This window comes from Methanococcus voltae PS (assembly GCF_024807035.1).
Classification (GTDB): domain Archaea; phylum AGJL01; class Methanococci; order Methanococcales; family Methanococcaceae; genus Methanococcus; species Methanococcus voltae.
Genome location: NZ_JANUCQ010000005.1, coordinates 1 through 16,494, shown reverse-complemented (window position 1 = coordinate 16,494; position 16,494 = coordinate 1). Strand labels below are relative to the sequence as shown.

The following is a 16,494-nucleotide window of genomic DNA, read 5'->3' as shown; positions in this document are numbered from 1 at the left end:
TTTAAAAATTAAGCTTAAATTTTTTTATTTTTAGCTATATTTTATTATTTTACAAGGATTTTATCAGCCATTCCTCGACCAATAGCTATTTTACTGTTTCCTATTCTAACTAATAAAGGACCTTGACTTTTATTTAATACGGTCAATTTACATCCTGGAATAATACCGAGTTCGTAAAATTTTCTACAAGCTCCACCGTTTACTTCTAATACAGTGTATGAACCTGGGTTTTTTGATAAAATACTTTCCATAAAATCACCCTTGATGTTTTATTAGTTATGGATATTAATTTAGTTGATTTCAATAATATAATAATTTTAGTAATCTTTAATACTTTTATTATAATTAAATAATTTAAACTAACTTAAATATACAATGTATCTTCTACTATATATATTTAATTAAAGTTACTTAATTAACGTAGGTTAAAATTTTTAATTTGGTTTAAACCTTTAAATACTATAAAAGATAGATGTATATAAGTAACATGATTTCAGCATTTGTTATTACTCAGATTATTAACTATATTATTCACGCACATATCCAATCGTATGATAATTAACATTATACTACTCGAAGATGCCCCAATCTAAAAAATAAATTTTAAGTTAGTACTCTAATAGATTACTCAAATAGATATCATAATAAAAATGGTGATTTAATGGTTTCTCCAAATATTGAAGATTATCTTGAACATATTCATATATTTACACGAAAAGAGCAAAGACCCGTAAAAACAACAGAGTTGGCAAACTTACTGGGTGTTAAGCCTGCCGCTGTCACAGGTATGGCTAAAAAATTAAGTAGCGAAGGTTATATCATATATGAACCTTACGTAGGGATAAAATTAGATGAAAAAGGCGAATTAATTGCAAGAAAAATATTAAGAAAGCACTTAATTATAGAACATTTTTTAGTTGATTGCTTAGGTGTAGATTTAAAAGATGCTTGTAACGAAGCTTGTAAATTAGAACACTCGATGAGTGATGATACAATCGAAAGACTCTACGTGTACATGAAAAAACCCGCAACTTGTCCGCATGGCGAAAAAATCGAAAAAGCATTCCCTGACGAAAAGAATAAGGAATAATAAAAATAAAATAAGAAATAAAAAAAATTCTTTATTTTTATTAACTAGCATTTATGATTCTAAGTACATTTTGCATTCAAAAATTCCTTTAACAGATATTTTTTTAAGATTATCTATCAATTCTTTTTTATGAAGCGAATCGTCATCCAAAAGAATTATTGCACAACCGCCGCCACCTGCACCGGTTAATTTAGCACCTAATCCATATTTAGAGCCCAATTCTATGACTTGGTCAATTTTTTCCGTAGATATATTCAATTCTTTTAATAAATTATGGTTTTGCACCATTAAATTTCCAAATTCTACTTTATCGTTGCAAGTTTTTAATTTTAGAATTATTTCTCCAATTTTAGAAAATATTTCATCTTTTTTAGAGTTATTTCCCACTTCTTGCACTAATTCAGCGGTTTTTCTACTTCTTTCTTCAACGTAAACTATTAAGAAATTACAGGTTTTTATAAATTCAACGAATTTATTATTTAAATTATTAGGGTCATACTCATTGTTGGTTATCTCTAGAATACCCCCCATAGAGACGGTATATGTATCAGTTATACTTGCCCTACCTTGTATTTCTTTTTCTACACTATAAGCGATTTCTGCCATTTCAAGATTGGATAATGAAGTAAAATCTTCACTTGGTAGTAATCTAACTAATAATTCACTACCCAATAATTTAGATACCAATTTGATAGTTGTTAACACTGCAGAAGCTGAAGAGCCTAGCCCACAACTAACAGGCGTTTCAGAATGTAATGTTAATTCAAAGGGTACAATTAAATCATTGATATTTACATCAGGATTGGTATTTTCATTTAAATAGTTTAAAGTATTTTTGATTGCACAAACTACATATTTAACGTTTTTATCAATTGTATTAATATCTAAACTTAAAAAATTTCTTATTTCTTCTTCTGTTTCGATATTAATTTCAATTTCTTCGTTTAAATCTTCCAAATTTACTTTAATTTTTTTGGATTCTAATTTTTTGATAGTACCGTGTGTTTTTAAATCGATTGCCATTGAGATAGCAGGATAACCATCTACAACAGCATGCTCTCCGAATAAAATTATTTTTGAAGGGCTTTGTTCTAAAATACAATTACAATCCGAATTACAATCATAATTGCCATTAAAATCATTATTTTTCATTTAGCCCCACCTTCTGAGCCTTTTCAAAAGTACAATGTCCCTATTACCAATATCTGCGTCAAAATCCGCTACAAGCACTCCTTTAGTCCCAAAAGTACCTTTAAGCTTCCCAATAGCTTTAATATATTCCGGACGTTCAGAGTCTATAACATCATTTTCAGATAATAATTTTTTAACTTCTTCAATATTTTTTGATTTATCGATAACGTAGACTTTTTCACCGATTAGTTTTTCCGCATTGGATTTTGAAGGTGCCAAATATTCAATGCTAACTCTTCCTTTATCTATTCTAACTATTCCGTCTCTTAAAACTTCTTTTTTAATATCCAAATCTTTTAAAGACTCAAAACTTTCTACGGTTCCGTGACCACAAATTCTAAGTGTGGTAGGTGGCAAATCTAACCTTGTTATTAATATACTGTCCCCAGCTTCTGCGAGTACCTTATCATCGAGTTCAAATGAGCAGTAGCATTCTTGACCGGCACTAACTTGATTTACGATTAAATTTTCGGCTTTATTACTTTGAGGGTCTAAAACCTTTTTGTAGGTAATTACTTTCGCAGGAACAGTCAACATTCCCACATTAAGGTGTACAGTCATTTTTGGGGTTAAATTATATCTAAATATATCTGAAATCTTTACTTTAGCTACTATTTTATCTACCATTTGTAATTTGGTATCTTTTGAAGTTAATATACAACCTCTGTATATTTGCTTAGCTTCTACGTTTTGTAGTGCCATACCAACACGGTCGCCGGCTTCTGCATGTTCGACGCTCTTTTTAAACCTTTGAATACTTCTTACTTTTGTTTCCATATTTATAGGCAATATCTGTAATTCATCGCCAACTTTAACAATCCCTTTGTTTATGGTTCCTGTTACAACAGTTCCCGCTCCTTTAATTGGAAATGCGTGGTCTAAAGGCATTTTAAAGTAATTATCTATGTTTCTATTGAGTTTATTTTCCTTTTCAAGTTTTAATAAGTTTTCCATTATTGAATTTTTCAAATTATCGATTCCAATATTACTTTTTGCGGAAATTTCCAAAATTTCGCTATTTTTCAAATTCTGAGTTGAACCAAGTATGGAATTCATAAATAACTTTGTCTGTGCGATTTCGTCATTATTTGCGTTATCTATTTTCGTAATAACCACGATTGTAGGTATTTTAAAGTTATCTAATATGAGTAAATGCTCTCCAGTTTGTGTTTTTGGCCCTTCTTTTGCATCCACCACTATTAGTGCAATATCAATTATGTCTGCAGCACTAACAACAGTTTTGATTAAATCGGCGTGCCCCGGAGCATCAACAAGCGTAACCATGTAATTTTGGTTTGTTTCTTCCTTCATTAAGTTAAATGATGAAAATCCCATATCTATGGTTATTCCTCGCTTTTGGGATTCGGGTAACTTATCTAGTGAAGAAGTAGAAGCTATTTCAGTTAATACGCCTGATAAAGTAGTTTTTCCGTGGTCTATGTGTCCAAAAATTCCTAAATTAATGTTTTTTAAGTCTTTTAAATCTTTTAAGTCTTTTAATTCGTTTAATTCTTTTGATAAATCCGCCATAATAATCGTACCATAAATTTAATTATTTAATTAAATAAGAGTTTAAATTAATTTATAATCATATATTGTTATCGTATTCATATATCGATATAATATTGTATATTACTTTATATTACTTTATATTATGTCATATTTTAAATTATATTTTATTTCATCATATGATTTATAAATCTATTTCAACATAATTACTATTGCTAACTAAAAATAAAAGTATAATAAATAAAAAATAAGATAGCTATAAAATAATTATAAAATAACTATAAAATAACTATAAAATAATTATAAAATAATTATAAAATAACTATAAAATAATTATATAAAAAATTCATATTGGGGGTTATTATGGATTTATCAAATGTAACAGTGGCAATAGTAGGTGCAGGTCCTGCAGGTTCCTCTTGTGCCAAAAAGCTTTCTAGAATGGGAATATCTGTAGATTTATATGAAAAAGATAAATTGGGGGGTCTCTGTTTAAACTATGGATGTAAATACATAAATGCACTCAAAGAAATTTCTGATTCAATCGATAGACTAAACGAAGTTAAAGGATTTAATGGACAGGATAAAGATAAATATAAATTAAATGACTTTATGAGCCTTGAAACATTAAACAAAAAAATAGATGAAGTTCATTCTGGCATTAGAAGAAATAGTTTTGAAAAATTAAAAAAAGAAGGTATAAATGTAATATATAAACGATTTGAAAAAGAGCAAGAGCAAAACTACGATTATGTAGTTTATGCCACAGGTATGGAATATCCAAGCATTTATGAGGAAATAATATGCAATAAATACTCAGATTTGGTTAAATTAAAAGAATTACCTGAAAAAATGGTCGTAATCGGTGGTGGAATATCTGCTTCGGAAATTTCGTCCGTATTTTCTTCACTAGGTACTGAAGTCAGTACGTACGTACGTTCTAACATATTAAAACGTATCACAGACCAGGACGTTAGAAAGTACGTTTTAAACCATATAATTAATTTTAACATACTAAAAGACGAAAACAAAACTAAAGAGTTATTAAACGATGAAAATGTGTACAATTTAATAGCATTTGGGGGGACTCGACCTTTCAGTGTGAATAGTAATTTAAGGGTTCGTTGCGACGTTGAAAATATATACGCTTGTGGTGACGCTATAGGTAGGAGTAACACTCCTATTTCTGCAAGACAAGGTGCTATCGTTGCGATTAACATACATAACGATATAACAAAAGAGCCATTGGTTAAATTAAGACCAATCCCGTATATGGAGGTAATACGTTTAAAAATACCATTAGGGATTATTGGAACTCAAACTAACGATTATAGGGAGATAAAAACCGGAAATGTACATGGTGCTTACTTTGAAAAGTATCGGGGCTTTAATAGAGTTTATTTTGAGGATGGAAAGGTCGTAGGGGGCGTTACTATGGGTTCACCGAATGAAGTTGCACCTTACTTTTTACAATATCTCAAAGGAAGTGGGGACTACAGTCATTTTTACAACATATTTCCAACATCTGACCCATTCCCGCCTTTGTTGAAAGAAATTGATAGAAAAAAGGACCATAATTAAAATAATAAATTAATAAAATAGAAAAACTAAAATAATAGAATTAATAAATAAAAATATGCTATTTTTTTATTTTTATTTTATTTTAAAAGTATTTACTTATTTAATTTAATATACTCGTTAAATGCTTCTCTTGTAGTTCCTACGACAATTCTATAGTAACTTTTACAATTGGAAGATTCTACGGATTCTAATTTACCCCTAATGGATACATTTTCGTCATTTAAACATTGACCTGCGTAAGTATGGGTAAAAGAAACTACTTCTTTTAAGGAATTTTTCATATTTTCCGTAACTTCATTAACATTTATATTTCCGTCATATCCCGTTATTTCTACGTTTTCAAGAGAATAAGTAGCTGGATTATCAAACATATAGTCATCATCCTTTACTTTGGCATTTATTTCAATGAAACCATTATTTTTATAGGATTTATCGCCGTAATTATCGTTTATTTCGTCCCATTCTCTTGTAGCCAATAAATCAAACATTGTTCCACATATGGAGCCACGATTGTATTTTCTTAATTCGTGCCATACAAATTCATCGTAACCAAGAGTATCGTCTTTAATTCTTTTAGTATATGCTTTTTTCCAGAAATTTTCAGATAGGGGGGTTATTTCAGGAATTTCTTCGTCTTCAAAGCATTTTTCTAAGATTTTCCTTGCCATTTTGTGATATTTCATACCGTAGATTACAAAATCAATGTCCGAACCTTCATTGTTAAGTTTTGGTATGGTGGAGCCAGAAACTCCCATATTATTAAAATCAATAGGTAAATTATTCTTTTTACCACATTCTTTTAACTTTTCAGCTAATTTTTTACATTTTTCTTCTAATGGAGTCTTTGGATTGTTTATTATTTCCATTAATCTATCTTTTGGACTTATAATCTGTTTTATATCGGCGTAAGGTATAGCGTGCAACAATACGTCGTTTACACTATCATAATAAACATATCTTGGATAATTTTGTTGTAAGATATCGTATGCAGTTTTCGAATCTGCTACCTTAATAAATTTTAACTCATTTCCGTTTTCATCTAATTTAATTCGTACATCGTCCTTATTTAAGTTATATATCGTCAATAACTCGTCAATTTCTTTATTCGTAACTTTTGATAGTTTATTTAAATTAATGTATCTTAAAAATGCTATTATTCTGTCGTTTGGGTGTTGGTAGGTATTAACTGCAAAATAACCCTCTTCAGTTTCTACAAAATCTCTTAATCTTGCTCTTAATGCTCTTAAATTTGACATTTTTACACCGATTTTAATAATTTTATGGATTATTTATCTATTTATCATATTATATAACTATTTTTATATGGTTCTGCCAATTTTATCAATTTTATCAATAATTTACACTGATAATTATTTAAATGATATGCTACTATTTTAATTGATACAACTTAAAATTTATAAATTTATAATCAAACTTTATAACTTTATAACTTAATGAGCGTATGAACGTATAAATGTATTTAATCAATTTTATGGTGAAATCATGGAAAAGAAAAAATCAACACTTAGAATATCTACAAAATTAAAAGTTAAAGGGATAATAACGGAATGTGACGTTATTTTATTGGTGGTAGATGCCAGAGACCCTGAAACTACTCGTAACTACGATTTAGAAAGTAGTATTATTCACAATGGTAAAAAACTTATATATGTGCTAAATAAAGCCGATTTAGTGCCTAAAGAAATTTTAGAAGTTTGGAAAAAGAAATTTATGGCGGAAAATCCTGACGCTTCGGTTGTATTCGTTAGTGCCACTCATAAATTAGGTACTAAGATATTAAGGGATGAAATAAAGCTTCATATATATACTGGTGCTAAAAATAAAGCTAAAAATAAGAGTTTATCTAATTCTAATCCTACTCCCATACCTCATCCAAATTCATCCAAAACTCAAAACATTGGCACTGTAGGGGTAGTGGGATACCCTAACGTAGGTAAATCTTCAATTATTAACTCACTTACGGGTAAAAAAAGTGCGAGGAGTGGTTTAGTTGCAGGTTTAACTGTGGGAGAACAATGGATTAAGCTTACAAAGGATATAAAATTATTAGACACTCCTGGAATAATTGAGCCAAATGACGATGACGAATTAATAATATCAGGAGCTTTAAGGTTTGAAAAATCAAAAAATATCACATCTCCAACTATTAAAATCCTTCAAAGGCTTCAAAAATTCGATAACACACTATTAAGCGAATATTATGGAATCGAAGAATTAAAGGATATCCCCGTTGAAAAAATAGATGAAGATACGATAGAATTAATCGGTAAAAAATTAAACTATCTTGCAAAAGGTGGTATTACCGATATAAACCGAGCTTCTAGGTCTATAATCGTAGATTTCCAAAGTGGTAAGTTAAATTACTATAAAAACGATAGATTAGCCATTAATACAAATGATAAATCCATTAAAAATGAAAGGAATGAAAGAATTAAGAATGAAAGAAATAATAAAGACGAAAATTTAATGGATACAGATAACGGAATAACCAAAAAGGTTGAAAAAGAAAAGAAAAAAGATGTAAGCAGTTTAAAAAGTAGTGAAGATAGTAAAGTAATCTTTGAGCACTTAAAAGACTGTATGTTAATTGAAGATGCAAAACAAGCCATTATGCACCTTGAAAAAATACCTGAAATTGTAAATCTTGATTTAAGAACTGGTAGATATAAGGTAAAAAAGATATTAGCTTGCGAAAAAATTTACGATAGTTACGTACTCGTTTCAGTTGGAGAACGAACTAAAGATACAGGCAGAAAAAGAATGCAAGAATTTGCGGATAAATACGGTATTGAGTTGTATTCTGAAGCTTTTAAGAAAATTGGAAACAATAATATATATATTGGAATTGGGGAAATTTAAATTAATAAATATAATTAATATAAATAAAAAAAGATAAAAACAATAAATAGAATAAATAATAACATATTAATTAAATTATAAAAATTTAAGGGTGTTAAAAATGGCTTACGATTATTCTATCGAAAAAGGTCCATCATATTCAATTTTAAAGTTAAATCTTAACAATGAAGGTGTAGTGACAGAAACTGGTGCAATGGTTTACATGGAACCAAGCGTAGAAATAAAAACACAAGCTAAAGGGGGTTTATTTGGCGTATTAAAGAGAGCTGTAGTTGGTGAAAGTTTATTCCTAAATACATTTAGCGGTTCTGGTAAATTAGCTTTAGCACCATCTTTATCTGGGGATATACAATATCATAAATTGAATGGTACCTTATACGTACAACACGGAGCTTATTTGGCATCATCCCCAAATATCGATATAGACACCAAATTTGGGGGTTCTAAATCTTTCTTTGGCGGTAAAGGTTTATTTTTAATGAAGTTAACAGGTGACGGAGATTTATTCTTATCATCCTACGGTGCAATAGAAACAGTTGAATTAAACAACGAATCATTGGTTGTTGACAACGGTAACTTGATAGGATTTACCGAAGGATTAGACTATCAATTAACCAAAGTAGGCGGTTTAAAATCAACTTTATTGGGTGGAGAAGGTTTAGTATATAGATTTTCAGGCACTGGAACAATCTATATCCAAACAAGAAACGTAGAGAGCTTTGTGGACTTTATATTACCTTACATACCTACTCAAACCAAATAATTTAGATTAAATTTTGTATAAATTAACTAATTTACTAATTTACTAATTTTTTAAGTTTTATATTTATTTTTTTGTAAAATTTCTATTTTTTAAGTTTTAATGAAGTTTTAACTATTAATTCACTCATTTTATCAAGCGTATACGGCGTAATCGGTTCGCCATCTTTAATTAAGCCTCCCGTACCTACAACAGTATGATTCGCCATATTTTTCATGAATTCTACTGGACCTTTTGCTTCTTGCGACATTTCAACTTTTACAGGCTTTTCAATTCCAAAAACACCATTTGTAGATATAAATTGCTTATCATTTTTTAACGCGTAATCTAATACCGATTCTCGTATTTTTAAAGTATCCCCGCCAGCTATAACCGATATTATGACATCGCCTTCTATATATTTTATATTTTCAACATCTACGTATTTTGGAATCCCTATTATTTTTTCAGGATAATAATCCTCTAAAAATTTAGTTTTAAAGTCCCCTACTTTTGCACCATATTTTCTATGGACAATGTCATTTTTATCGATTTTTGCACCGTCAAAAACTTGTATTTTTTCAAAGCCACCCCTATGGACTTCTAATAAATCCATAACTACTCTAGCACCCAAGCGACCTGCTCCAAGAACGGTAACGGTTCCTGTAGCTTTTAAGTTATCCTCTAAAGCTTTTATTTCGACCATATCATCGTTATTATTATTCAATTTTTCCATAATATCCCATTTTAATTGTATTTTATTAGTTTATTATTTTTACTATTTTTATTATTATTTTAACAATTTTATTATTAATTTTATTTTTTAATTCCAAATATAATATGTCTTTTACGTTTTCCAGACTGAATTTCGTACTTTTCCAACTTTAAGTTACAGTTTAAAATTTTATTTTCAACCAATACGCGCCTTTCTTCAGGTTTATCCGGAAACATAAATGCAATAATTCCATTTTCATTTAAAACGTCTTTTGCTTCTTCAATTAAATTTTCTGAAAATTTTTCCCCGTATTTGCCACCACCAATTAACTCGACTTTTTCAGCATCTGCACCCCCAAAACTCCGTATCGAAGCGACCGAATGGTCTGAATAGTATGGAGGATAGGTAAATATTATATCAAATTTATTATTTAATTCTTTATTTAATTCCAAAATGTTTTTTATTAAATTTCCTTGAGAATTAACAAATTTAATTGGCAATTTTAATTTATCTAAATTATTGGAGTAATTTTCCCGTGCTATTTCCAAATATTCTTCTTTAATATCTGTAGCATAAATATTTATTAATTTATCATCTTTTTCACAGTTATTGGTTAATTCGCAGAAGTATTTTGACATTAAAATTGATAAAATCCCTGAACCAGTGCCTATTTCTAAAATATTTAATTTTGGCTTATCTAAATTATCTAAATTATCTAAATTATCTAAAAATTTATTTATTATGTAATAAATAAACGTATATCGGTTAACGGGGGTAGGTACTAACGCATCGCTATGAAATTTCATATTTAAGTCATATAATCCTTTTAAAATTGCTACGTTGTATTCATAAACTGCTTCTTTGGAATTAAAATCAATTTTATAAATTTCCTTTCCTGATTTATTTATCGTTATTTCCACATATTTTTTTAAATTTTCATTAAATATTATGGCGTCTTTTATTTTTAATCCAATAAATTTGTCATCAATATTCTTTTTTTCCATAATTTGACCTGTAATTATTTATAATTATTTATAATTGTGTTTAACCCAGCGTAATATTAACTATATAATTATATATAGAGTATAACTATAATTGTATTAAATATATTTACTTTAACGTACAAAATATAAAAAAGCGTGGTTATAATGCGAGAAGTATTATTATCAGAATGTATTCAAATACTATATGAGAATAATTTTGTAATTTCAAAGCCATCTTTGGACAGGTCGTGCTTTGATTTGATAGCAAGAAGGGGAAACACGAGATTGCTTATAAAAGTGCTAAAAAACATAGATAGCTTAAGCTCTCAGCAATCCGACGAATTATGTAAAATATCGTCTATAGTATCCGCTACACCCATAATAATTGGTTCTAGGACTCGTAATTCAACAATGGAAGACGAAGTAGTTTACGAACGTCACCATATAAAAGCAGTTACTTCAAAAACTTTTGAAAACCAGATAACTGGGCAACCTCCCGTAGTTTATGCGGATAGGGGTGGTTTTTTCGTTAATATCGATGGTACTGTGTTAAAACGAACTCGTGAGCAATTAAATATTTCAGTCGGCGAATTAGCGGAAATATCCCGCGTTTCAAGGAAAACCATATATAAATATGAGCAAAATGAAGCAAACCCGTCTGCTGAAGTTGCAATTAAGATTGAGGAATATTTGGACGTTCCACTTGTTAAGGGCTTACACATTATAAGGGAAGATATTGAAATATCTAGTCGAGAAAAAAACACGGATTCCGCCCGCAATGATAATATCAAATATGATACGAATAGTATAAAAAATAGCGAATTGACAAAAAGTCATCAAAATCAATCTGAGGAAGACAGCTTTAAAAGTAACGTACTTGATTTATTTAGTGATTTGGGATTTAATGTAACCGAAACGACTAGGGCACCTTTTGATGCGCTCGGAGAAGATAAAGAAAACTCCAAAAACTTGTTGTTCACAAATATTCAAGAATCTAGCAACGAAGAAGTAAAAAGAAAAGCTTTGATAGTCAACGAGATATCACAATTATTCAACAGTCATTCCATTTTGATATTGGAAAATAAAGATATGCAATATAAAAGAATTGCAGCCCTTAGTTTAAAAGAATTAGAGCAAATGGGAGATACTGAAGAACTATTGAACTTTTTAAAGGATAAAAATAAAAAATAATAATAAAATAATAATAAAATAATAATAAAAATAGAAAATAATAATTTTGAGTTGATTAATTTGAATAATATAATCAAAGTAATTGTGAATTACAATAATCAGGAAAAAACAATTGAAATTGAAGAAAATAGTACTGTAAATAATCTTATTAATTTAATGGATTTAGAGGACGTTTTAATTGTTAAAAGCGGAGAAATACTATCCGATGATGATATATTAAAAAATAATGATAAATTAAGAATATTGCCCGTAGTTTCTGGTGGTTAATTTAAAAAATAAAAAATAAAAGTTAATAAAATAATTAATAAAATAATTATTTAAAATTATTTAAAATAATTGATAAAAATCAGTAGTGGTGATTCTATGATAAGCCGTGAAAATGCGTTAAATATCTTAAATTCCACATCATCAACAGAAATTTTAGAAAATTTATTAGATTTATCAAAATTTGATAATACAAACAATGCAGATAATACAAAAAATACAAATAAAGTCATAACTTATTCAAAAAATGCTTTTATACCGGTTTGTACCTGGTGCAGAAATATTTGTGGTTACTGCACATTTAGAGAAGAAAATTACACGCTTTTAACAAAAGAACAAATGAAAGAAACGCTTAGGGAATCGGATAAATACAATTGTCACGAAGCTCTTTTTACTTTCGGGGAAAATGTAGACGAGAATCCAAAAATAATGGAAGAATTAAACAAAATGGGCTATGGTAACATTGTTGAGTACCTCTACGATATTGAAGACTGGTGTTTAAATAATACGGACTTATTACCCCATACAAATTGTGGAATACTTTCTTACGAAGATTTAAAAACATTACGGGAAGTTAACGCGTCTATGGGTTTAATGTTGGAAAATTCAAGTAGTAGACTTTGCAATACGGTTGCTCATAAAGATAGCATGGGAAAATTGCCTAAAACACGTATAGAAATGATAGAAAATGCGGGAAAATTAAAAATACCTTTTACAACCGGTATTTTAATAGGTATTGGGGAAACTAAGGAAGAATTGGTAGATTCACTTTTTGAAATTAACAGGATAAACGAAAAATATGGGAACATACAAGAAGTAATAATTCAAAATTTTAGGGCTAAAAAGGGCATAGCTATGGAGAATTATCCAGAACCTACTCCCCTTGAGGTTTTAAAAACAATTATTATATCTAGAATGATTTTAAAAGATATTTCCGTTCAAGTACCTCCTAATTTAAATAAAGAAACCGGTCAATTATTACTACTTGCAGGTATTGACGATTGGGGTGGAGTTTCGCCAGTTACAAAAGATTTTGTCAACCCTGAAGCGCCTTGGCCAGAGATTGAGGAATTAAACAAATTTAGTGCTGAATTAGGCTATACTTTAGTCGAAAGATTGCCCGTATATGCGAAGTACATCAACAATGATTGGTTGGACGAAAGAATATATCATAAAATTCAAGAAATTAAAAGAATTAGAAATTAAAAACTAAAATAAAAAATAAAAGAATAACTTAATATAGAATAAATTAAGAATTATAAAGTAAATTGATTACAATATTTAATTTATATTTTTAATTAGGTGTAATTATGGAAAAAAACAATTCAAAAGTAATATTAGTTGGTGCAGGCCCTGGAGACGAGGAATTAATAACTTTAAAGGGAATTAATGCAATAAAAAGTGCGGAAGTTATAATATACGATGATTTAGTTGGGGAAAACATCATAAAAAATAACGCATCCAAAGATGCTGAGCTCATATATGTTGGGAAGAGAAAAGGCAAGCATTCGCACAAACAGGAAGAAATTAACCAAATTATAGTCAATAAAGCAAAAGAAAATAAACTTGTAGTCCGATTAAAAGGTGGAGACTCTTTTGTATTTGGTAGAGGGGGCGAAGAAGTACTGGCAATAAAAAAAGAAGGCATAGCTTATGAAATTATACCTGGAATTACTTCATCTATTTCAGTACCGGAAATATTTGACATACCAGTAACTCATAGAAAAGTTGCAACATCTTTTACTGTAGTAACAGGACATGAAGCAGAAGATAAGTCGGAAGGCGAAAAGCAAGTTAAATTAGAGGATTTAAACGCTCAAACAATTGTTATATTAATGGGAATTTCTAACTTGGAAAATCACGTAAAAAAATTGTTAAGAAATCCAAGAAGAAACGAAAATACACCTATTGCAATTTTAATGGATGGTACCCGAGATAATCAAAGAATGGTTAAGGGAACGCTCGGAACCATTGTAGAAATTGCACAAAACAGCGACGTAAGAGCTCCTGGAATTATCGTAGTAGGCGATGTTGTTAACATATTAGATATTTAATTTATTTATTTTCTTTTTATTATTATTATTTGTTTAAGTTTTATTTTAACTCTTTATTTTAATTTGTTCCATATTTGATTATCGTTATTTTGTTCTTTTTGTTCTGTTTTTATATATCCTTGATTTTCCCCAGATTTAAATAAAAAATTATTTATTTAATTAATTAAATAAATAATTTTATAATAATTATGGAGGATAATATGTATAAAAACTACAAAATAACATTTTTTATGTTACTACTAGTAACAATGTTGGCTGTTAATGCAACATATGCAGATACTGCAATAAATGGACAGTATACAATAAATACACCGGGTAAATATTATTTAACAGATAATATAACGGTTTCCAGTGGTAATGTTATAAATATTCAATGTAACGATGTAATACTCGATGGAAAGGGATTTACTATAAACGATAGTAGTACCACTACTGTGAATTACGGAATAGATATATCCAATGCAAATAATGTAACAATAAAAAACTTTAATATATCTAATGTAGGCAGAGGTATTGGAATCGGCAATTCTAATAATGTTACAATTATTAATAATAATGTAAGTTCGAACAAAGAGTATGGTATACACGCAAATGACGATTCTAATGGCTTAATTATTACTAATAATACCATAAGTTTAAATAAATATGGTATTGACCTACAAACGCTAGATAATACAACTATTACTAATAATACCATAGTTTCAAATATTGATAGTGGTATTGGGTTATCCCGGGTATATAATACTAAAATTATGGATAATAATGTAAGTTTAAATAAGAACTATGGTATTCTACTAGCAGAAATAACGAATATATCTATTATAAATAATACGATAAATTCAAATACTGAATCAGGTATCCTGATGTATAAGGTAGCTGGCATCATCAATATTATAAATAATACTGCAAATTCAAACAAATATGGTATTAACCTAAAAAATGTAGATAATGCAATTTTTATCAATAATACTGTAACTTCAAACAATTATCATGGTATTTACTTAGAATATTCAAATAATAACTCTATTACAAACAATAATGTAAGTTTAAATACTCAGTGTGGTATTCATATAGATAATTGTGATAATAACTCTATTACAAACAATACTGCAAATTCAAACGATTATCATGGTATTTATGCACGAATTTCTAATAATAATACGATTATAAATAATAATGCAAATTCAAACAATTTTAATGGTATTTATATATATAAAACACGAGTTAACACAGTTTTAGATAATGACGCAAGTTTAAATTACTATAACGGTATTTACTTAGAATATTCAAATAATAACTCTATTACAAACAATAATGCAAGTTTAAATACTCAGTGTGGTATTCGTATAGATAATTGTGATAATAATACGATTATCAATAATACTGTAACTTCAAACAATTATTATGGTATTTATGCACGAATTTCTAATAATAACACAATTATAAATAATACTGCAAATTCAAACGATTATAATGGTATTTATTTATCTAATGCTAATAATAACTCCATTATTAATAATAATGCAAGTTTAAATACTCAGTGTGGTATTTACATCTATAAAACACGAGTTAACACAGTTTTAGATAATGACGCAAGTTTAAATTACGATAACGGTATTTACTTAGAAGACTCTACTAATGCAACACTTACAAATAACACAGTCTATTCAAATGGTGAAGAAGGTATTAAACTCTTTAGTTCACACAATAATACAATTAAATATAATAACGCAAGTTTAAATTATGATGAACAGGGCATTTATATCTCAAATTCATGGAATAATACGATTATAAATAATACTGCAAATTCAAATCAGGAAGAGGGTATTTACCTCACTTCATCATCTAATAATATAATTGCGAATAATACCGTATGTTTTAATGAAGATGAAGGTATTCACATAAGTAATTCACACAATAATACATTTATAAATAATAATATAAGTTTAACTAAATATGATCGTGGCATTTATATCTCAAATTCATGGAATAATACGATTGCGAATAATACTATGAATTCAAACGATTTTTCAGGTATTCATGGCGATAGATGCTACAATAATACGATTGCGAATAATACTATGAATTCAAACGGCGAAAAGGGTATATTATTAGAAAATTGTGGTAATAACACCATTATTAATAATATTATAAGTTTAAATATAGATAATGGTATTTATTTAATTAATTCAAATAACAACTCAATATATAACAATATATTCAATAATACGGAAAATATCAAAACAGGTATAGTTGTTGGTTTAAATTACTGGAACACTACAAAAGAGAACGGTGGA

15 protein-coding genes are annotated in these 16,494 nt (G+C 28.5%); 9 read left to right on the top strand and 6 right to left on the bottom strand.

All coding sequences use genetic code 11. The features are described 5' to 3' along the window. Positions 1-44 precede the first annotated feature (44 nt). On the bottom strand, positions 45-251 hold the full coding sequence (locus tag M2325_RS07665; RefSeq protein ID WP_209591589.1) for a FeoA family protein: 207 nt from the start codon (positions 249-251) through the stop codon (positions 45-47). A gap of 410 nt (positions 252-661) precedes the next feature. On the opposite strand from M2325_RS07665, the gene M2325_RS07660 reads away from it, so the two are divergent. After that, positions 662-1,090 carry a metal-dependent transcriptional regulator gene (locus M2325_RS07660; protein WP_209591590.1) on the top strand — a complete coding sequence of 143 codons (429 nt, stop codon included), beginning with the start codon at positions 662-664 and terminating at the stop codon, positions 1,088-1,090. A 51-nt stretch (positions 1,091-1,141) separates the two neighbouring features. Here the strand turns inward: M2325_RS07660 and mvk are convergent, their stop codons facing one another. Together mvk and selB are read right to left on the bottom strand one after the other, a co-directional pair. Next, positions 1,142-2,242, bottom strand: a complete 1,101-nt coding sequence (mvk, locus tag M2325_RS07655; protein ID WP_259052554.1) for a mevalonate kinase — start codon at positions 2,240-2,242, stop codon at positions 1,142-1,144. Then, positions 2,243-3,811: a selenocysteine-specific translation elongation factor gene (selB, locus tag M2325_RS07650; RefSeq protein WP_259052542.1), complete on the bottom strand. Its 1,569-nt coding sequence runs from the start codon at positions 3,809-3,811 to the stop codon at positions 2,243-2,245. 342 nt (positions 3,812-4,153) lie between these two features. On the opposite strand from selB, the gene M2325_RS07645 reads away from it, so the two are divergent. Further along, complete coding sequence (locus tag M2325_RS07645; RefSeq protein ID WP_259052540.1) at positions 4,154-5,371, top strand: FAD-dependent oxidoreductase; 1,218 nt, start codon at positions 4,154-4,156, stop codon at positions 5,369-5,371. 92 nt (positions 5,372-5,463) lie between these two features. On the opposite strand, the gene M2325_RS07640 is transcribed toward M2325_RS07645, so the two are convergent. Beyond that, positions 5,464-6,627, bottom strand: a complete 1,164-nt coding sequence (locus M2325_RS07640) for a hypothetical protein (protein ID WP_209591594.1) — start codon at positions 6,625-6,627, stop codon at positions 5,464-5,466. 247 nt (positions 6,628-6,874) lie between these two features. On the opposite strand from M2325_RS07640, the gene M2325_RS07635 reads away from it, so the two are divergent. Then, positions 6,875-8,251, top strand: coding sequence for a GTPase (locus M2325_RS07635; RefSeq protein ID WP_209591595.1), 1,377 nt, complete (start codon positions 6,875-6,877; stop codon positions 8,249-8,251). Between the two features lie 100 nt (positions 8,252-8,351). Next, positions 8,352-9,014, top strand: coding sequence for a TIGR00266 family protein (locus M2325_RS07630; RefSeq protein WP_209591596.1), 663 nt, complete (start codon positions 8,352-8,354; stop codon positions 9,012-9,014). 82 nt (positions 9,015-9,096) lie between these two features. On the opposite strand, the gene M2325_RS07625 is transcribed toward M2325_RS07630, so the two are convergent. Both M2325_RS07625 and M2325_RS07620 read right to left on the bottom strand, forming a co-directional pair. Then, positions 9,097-9,726 (bottom strand): ThiF family adenylyltransferase, encoded by a 630-nt coding sequence (locus M2325_RS07625; protein WP_259052538.1) that lies wholly within the window; start codon positions 9,724-9,726, stop codon positions 9,097-9,099. A gap of 80 nt (positions 9,727-9,806) precedes the next feature. Beyond that, the gene (locus M2325_RS07620; protein WP_259052528.1) at positions 9,807-10,709 is read right to left on the bottom strand and encodes an RlmF-related methyltransferase; all 903 of its coding nucleotides are present in this window, start codon (positions 10,707-10,709) and stop codon (positions 9,807-9,809) included. Between the two features lie 144 nt (positions 10,710-10,853). Between M2325_RS07620 and M2325_RS07615 the strand changes: the two genes are divergently transcribed. From M2325_RS07615 to M2325_RS07595, 5 genes are all read left to right on the top strand, one after another. Further along, positions 10,854-11,879, top strand: a complete 1,026-nt coding sequence (locus M2325_RS07615) for a transcriptional regulator (RefSeq protein ID WP_259052526.1) — start codon at positions 10,854-10,856, stop codon at positions 11,877-11,879. A gap of 60 nt (positions 11,880-11,939) precedes the next feature. After that, positions 11,940-12,146, top strand: coding sequence for a MoaD/ThiS family protein (locus M2325_RS07610; RefSeq protein ID WP_245314214.1), 207 nt, complete (start codon positions 11,940-11,942; stop codon positions 12,144-12,146). 96 nt (positions 12,147-12,242) lie between these two features. Beyond that, positions 12,243-13,349, top strand: coding sequence for a 7,8-didemethyl-8-hydroxy-5-deazariboflavin synthase subunit CofG (gene cofG / locus M2325_RS07605; protein ID WP_259052524.1), 1,107 nt, complete (start codon positions 12,243-12,245; stop codon positions 13,347-13,349). Positions 13,350-13,453: 104 nt separating this feature from the next. Then, positions 13,454-14,197: a uroporphyrinogen-III C-methyltransferase gene (cobA, locus tag M2325_RS07600; protein WP_259052522.1), complete on the top strand. Its 744-nt coding sequence runs from the start codon at positions 13,454-13,456 to the stop codon at positions 14,195-14,197. A 200-nt stretch (positions 14,198-14,397) separates the two neighbouring features. Continuing rightward, the coding region (locus tag M2325_RS07595; protein ID WP_259052516.1) for a right-handed parallel beta-helix repeat-containing protein at positions 14,398-16,494 on the top strand (2,097 nt) is incomplete at its 3' end.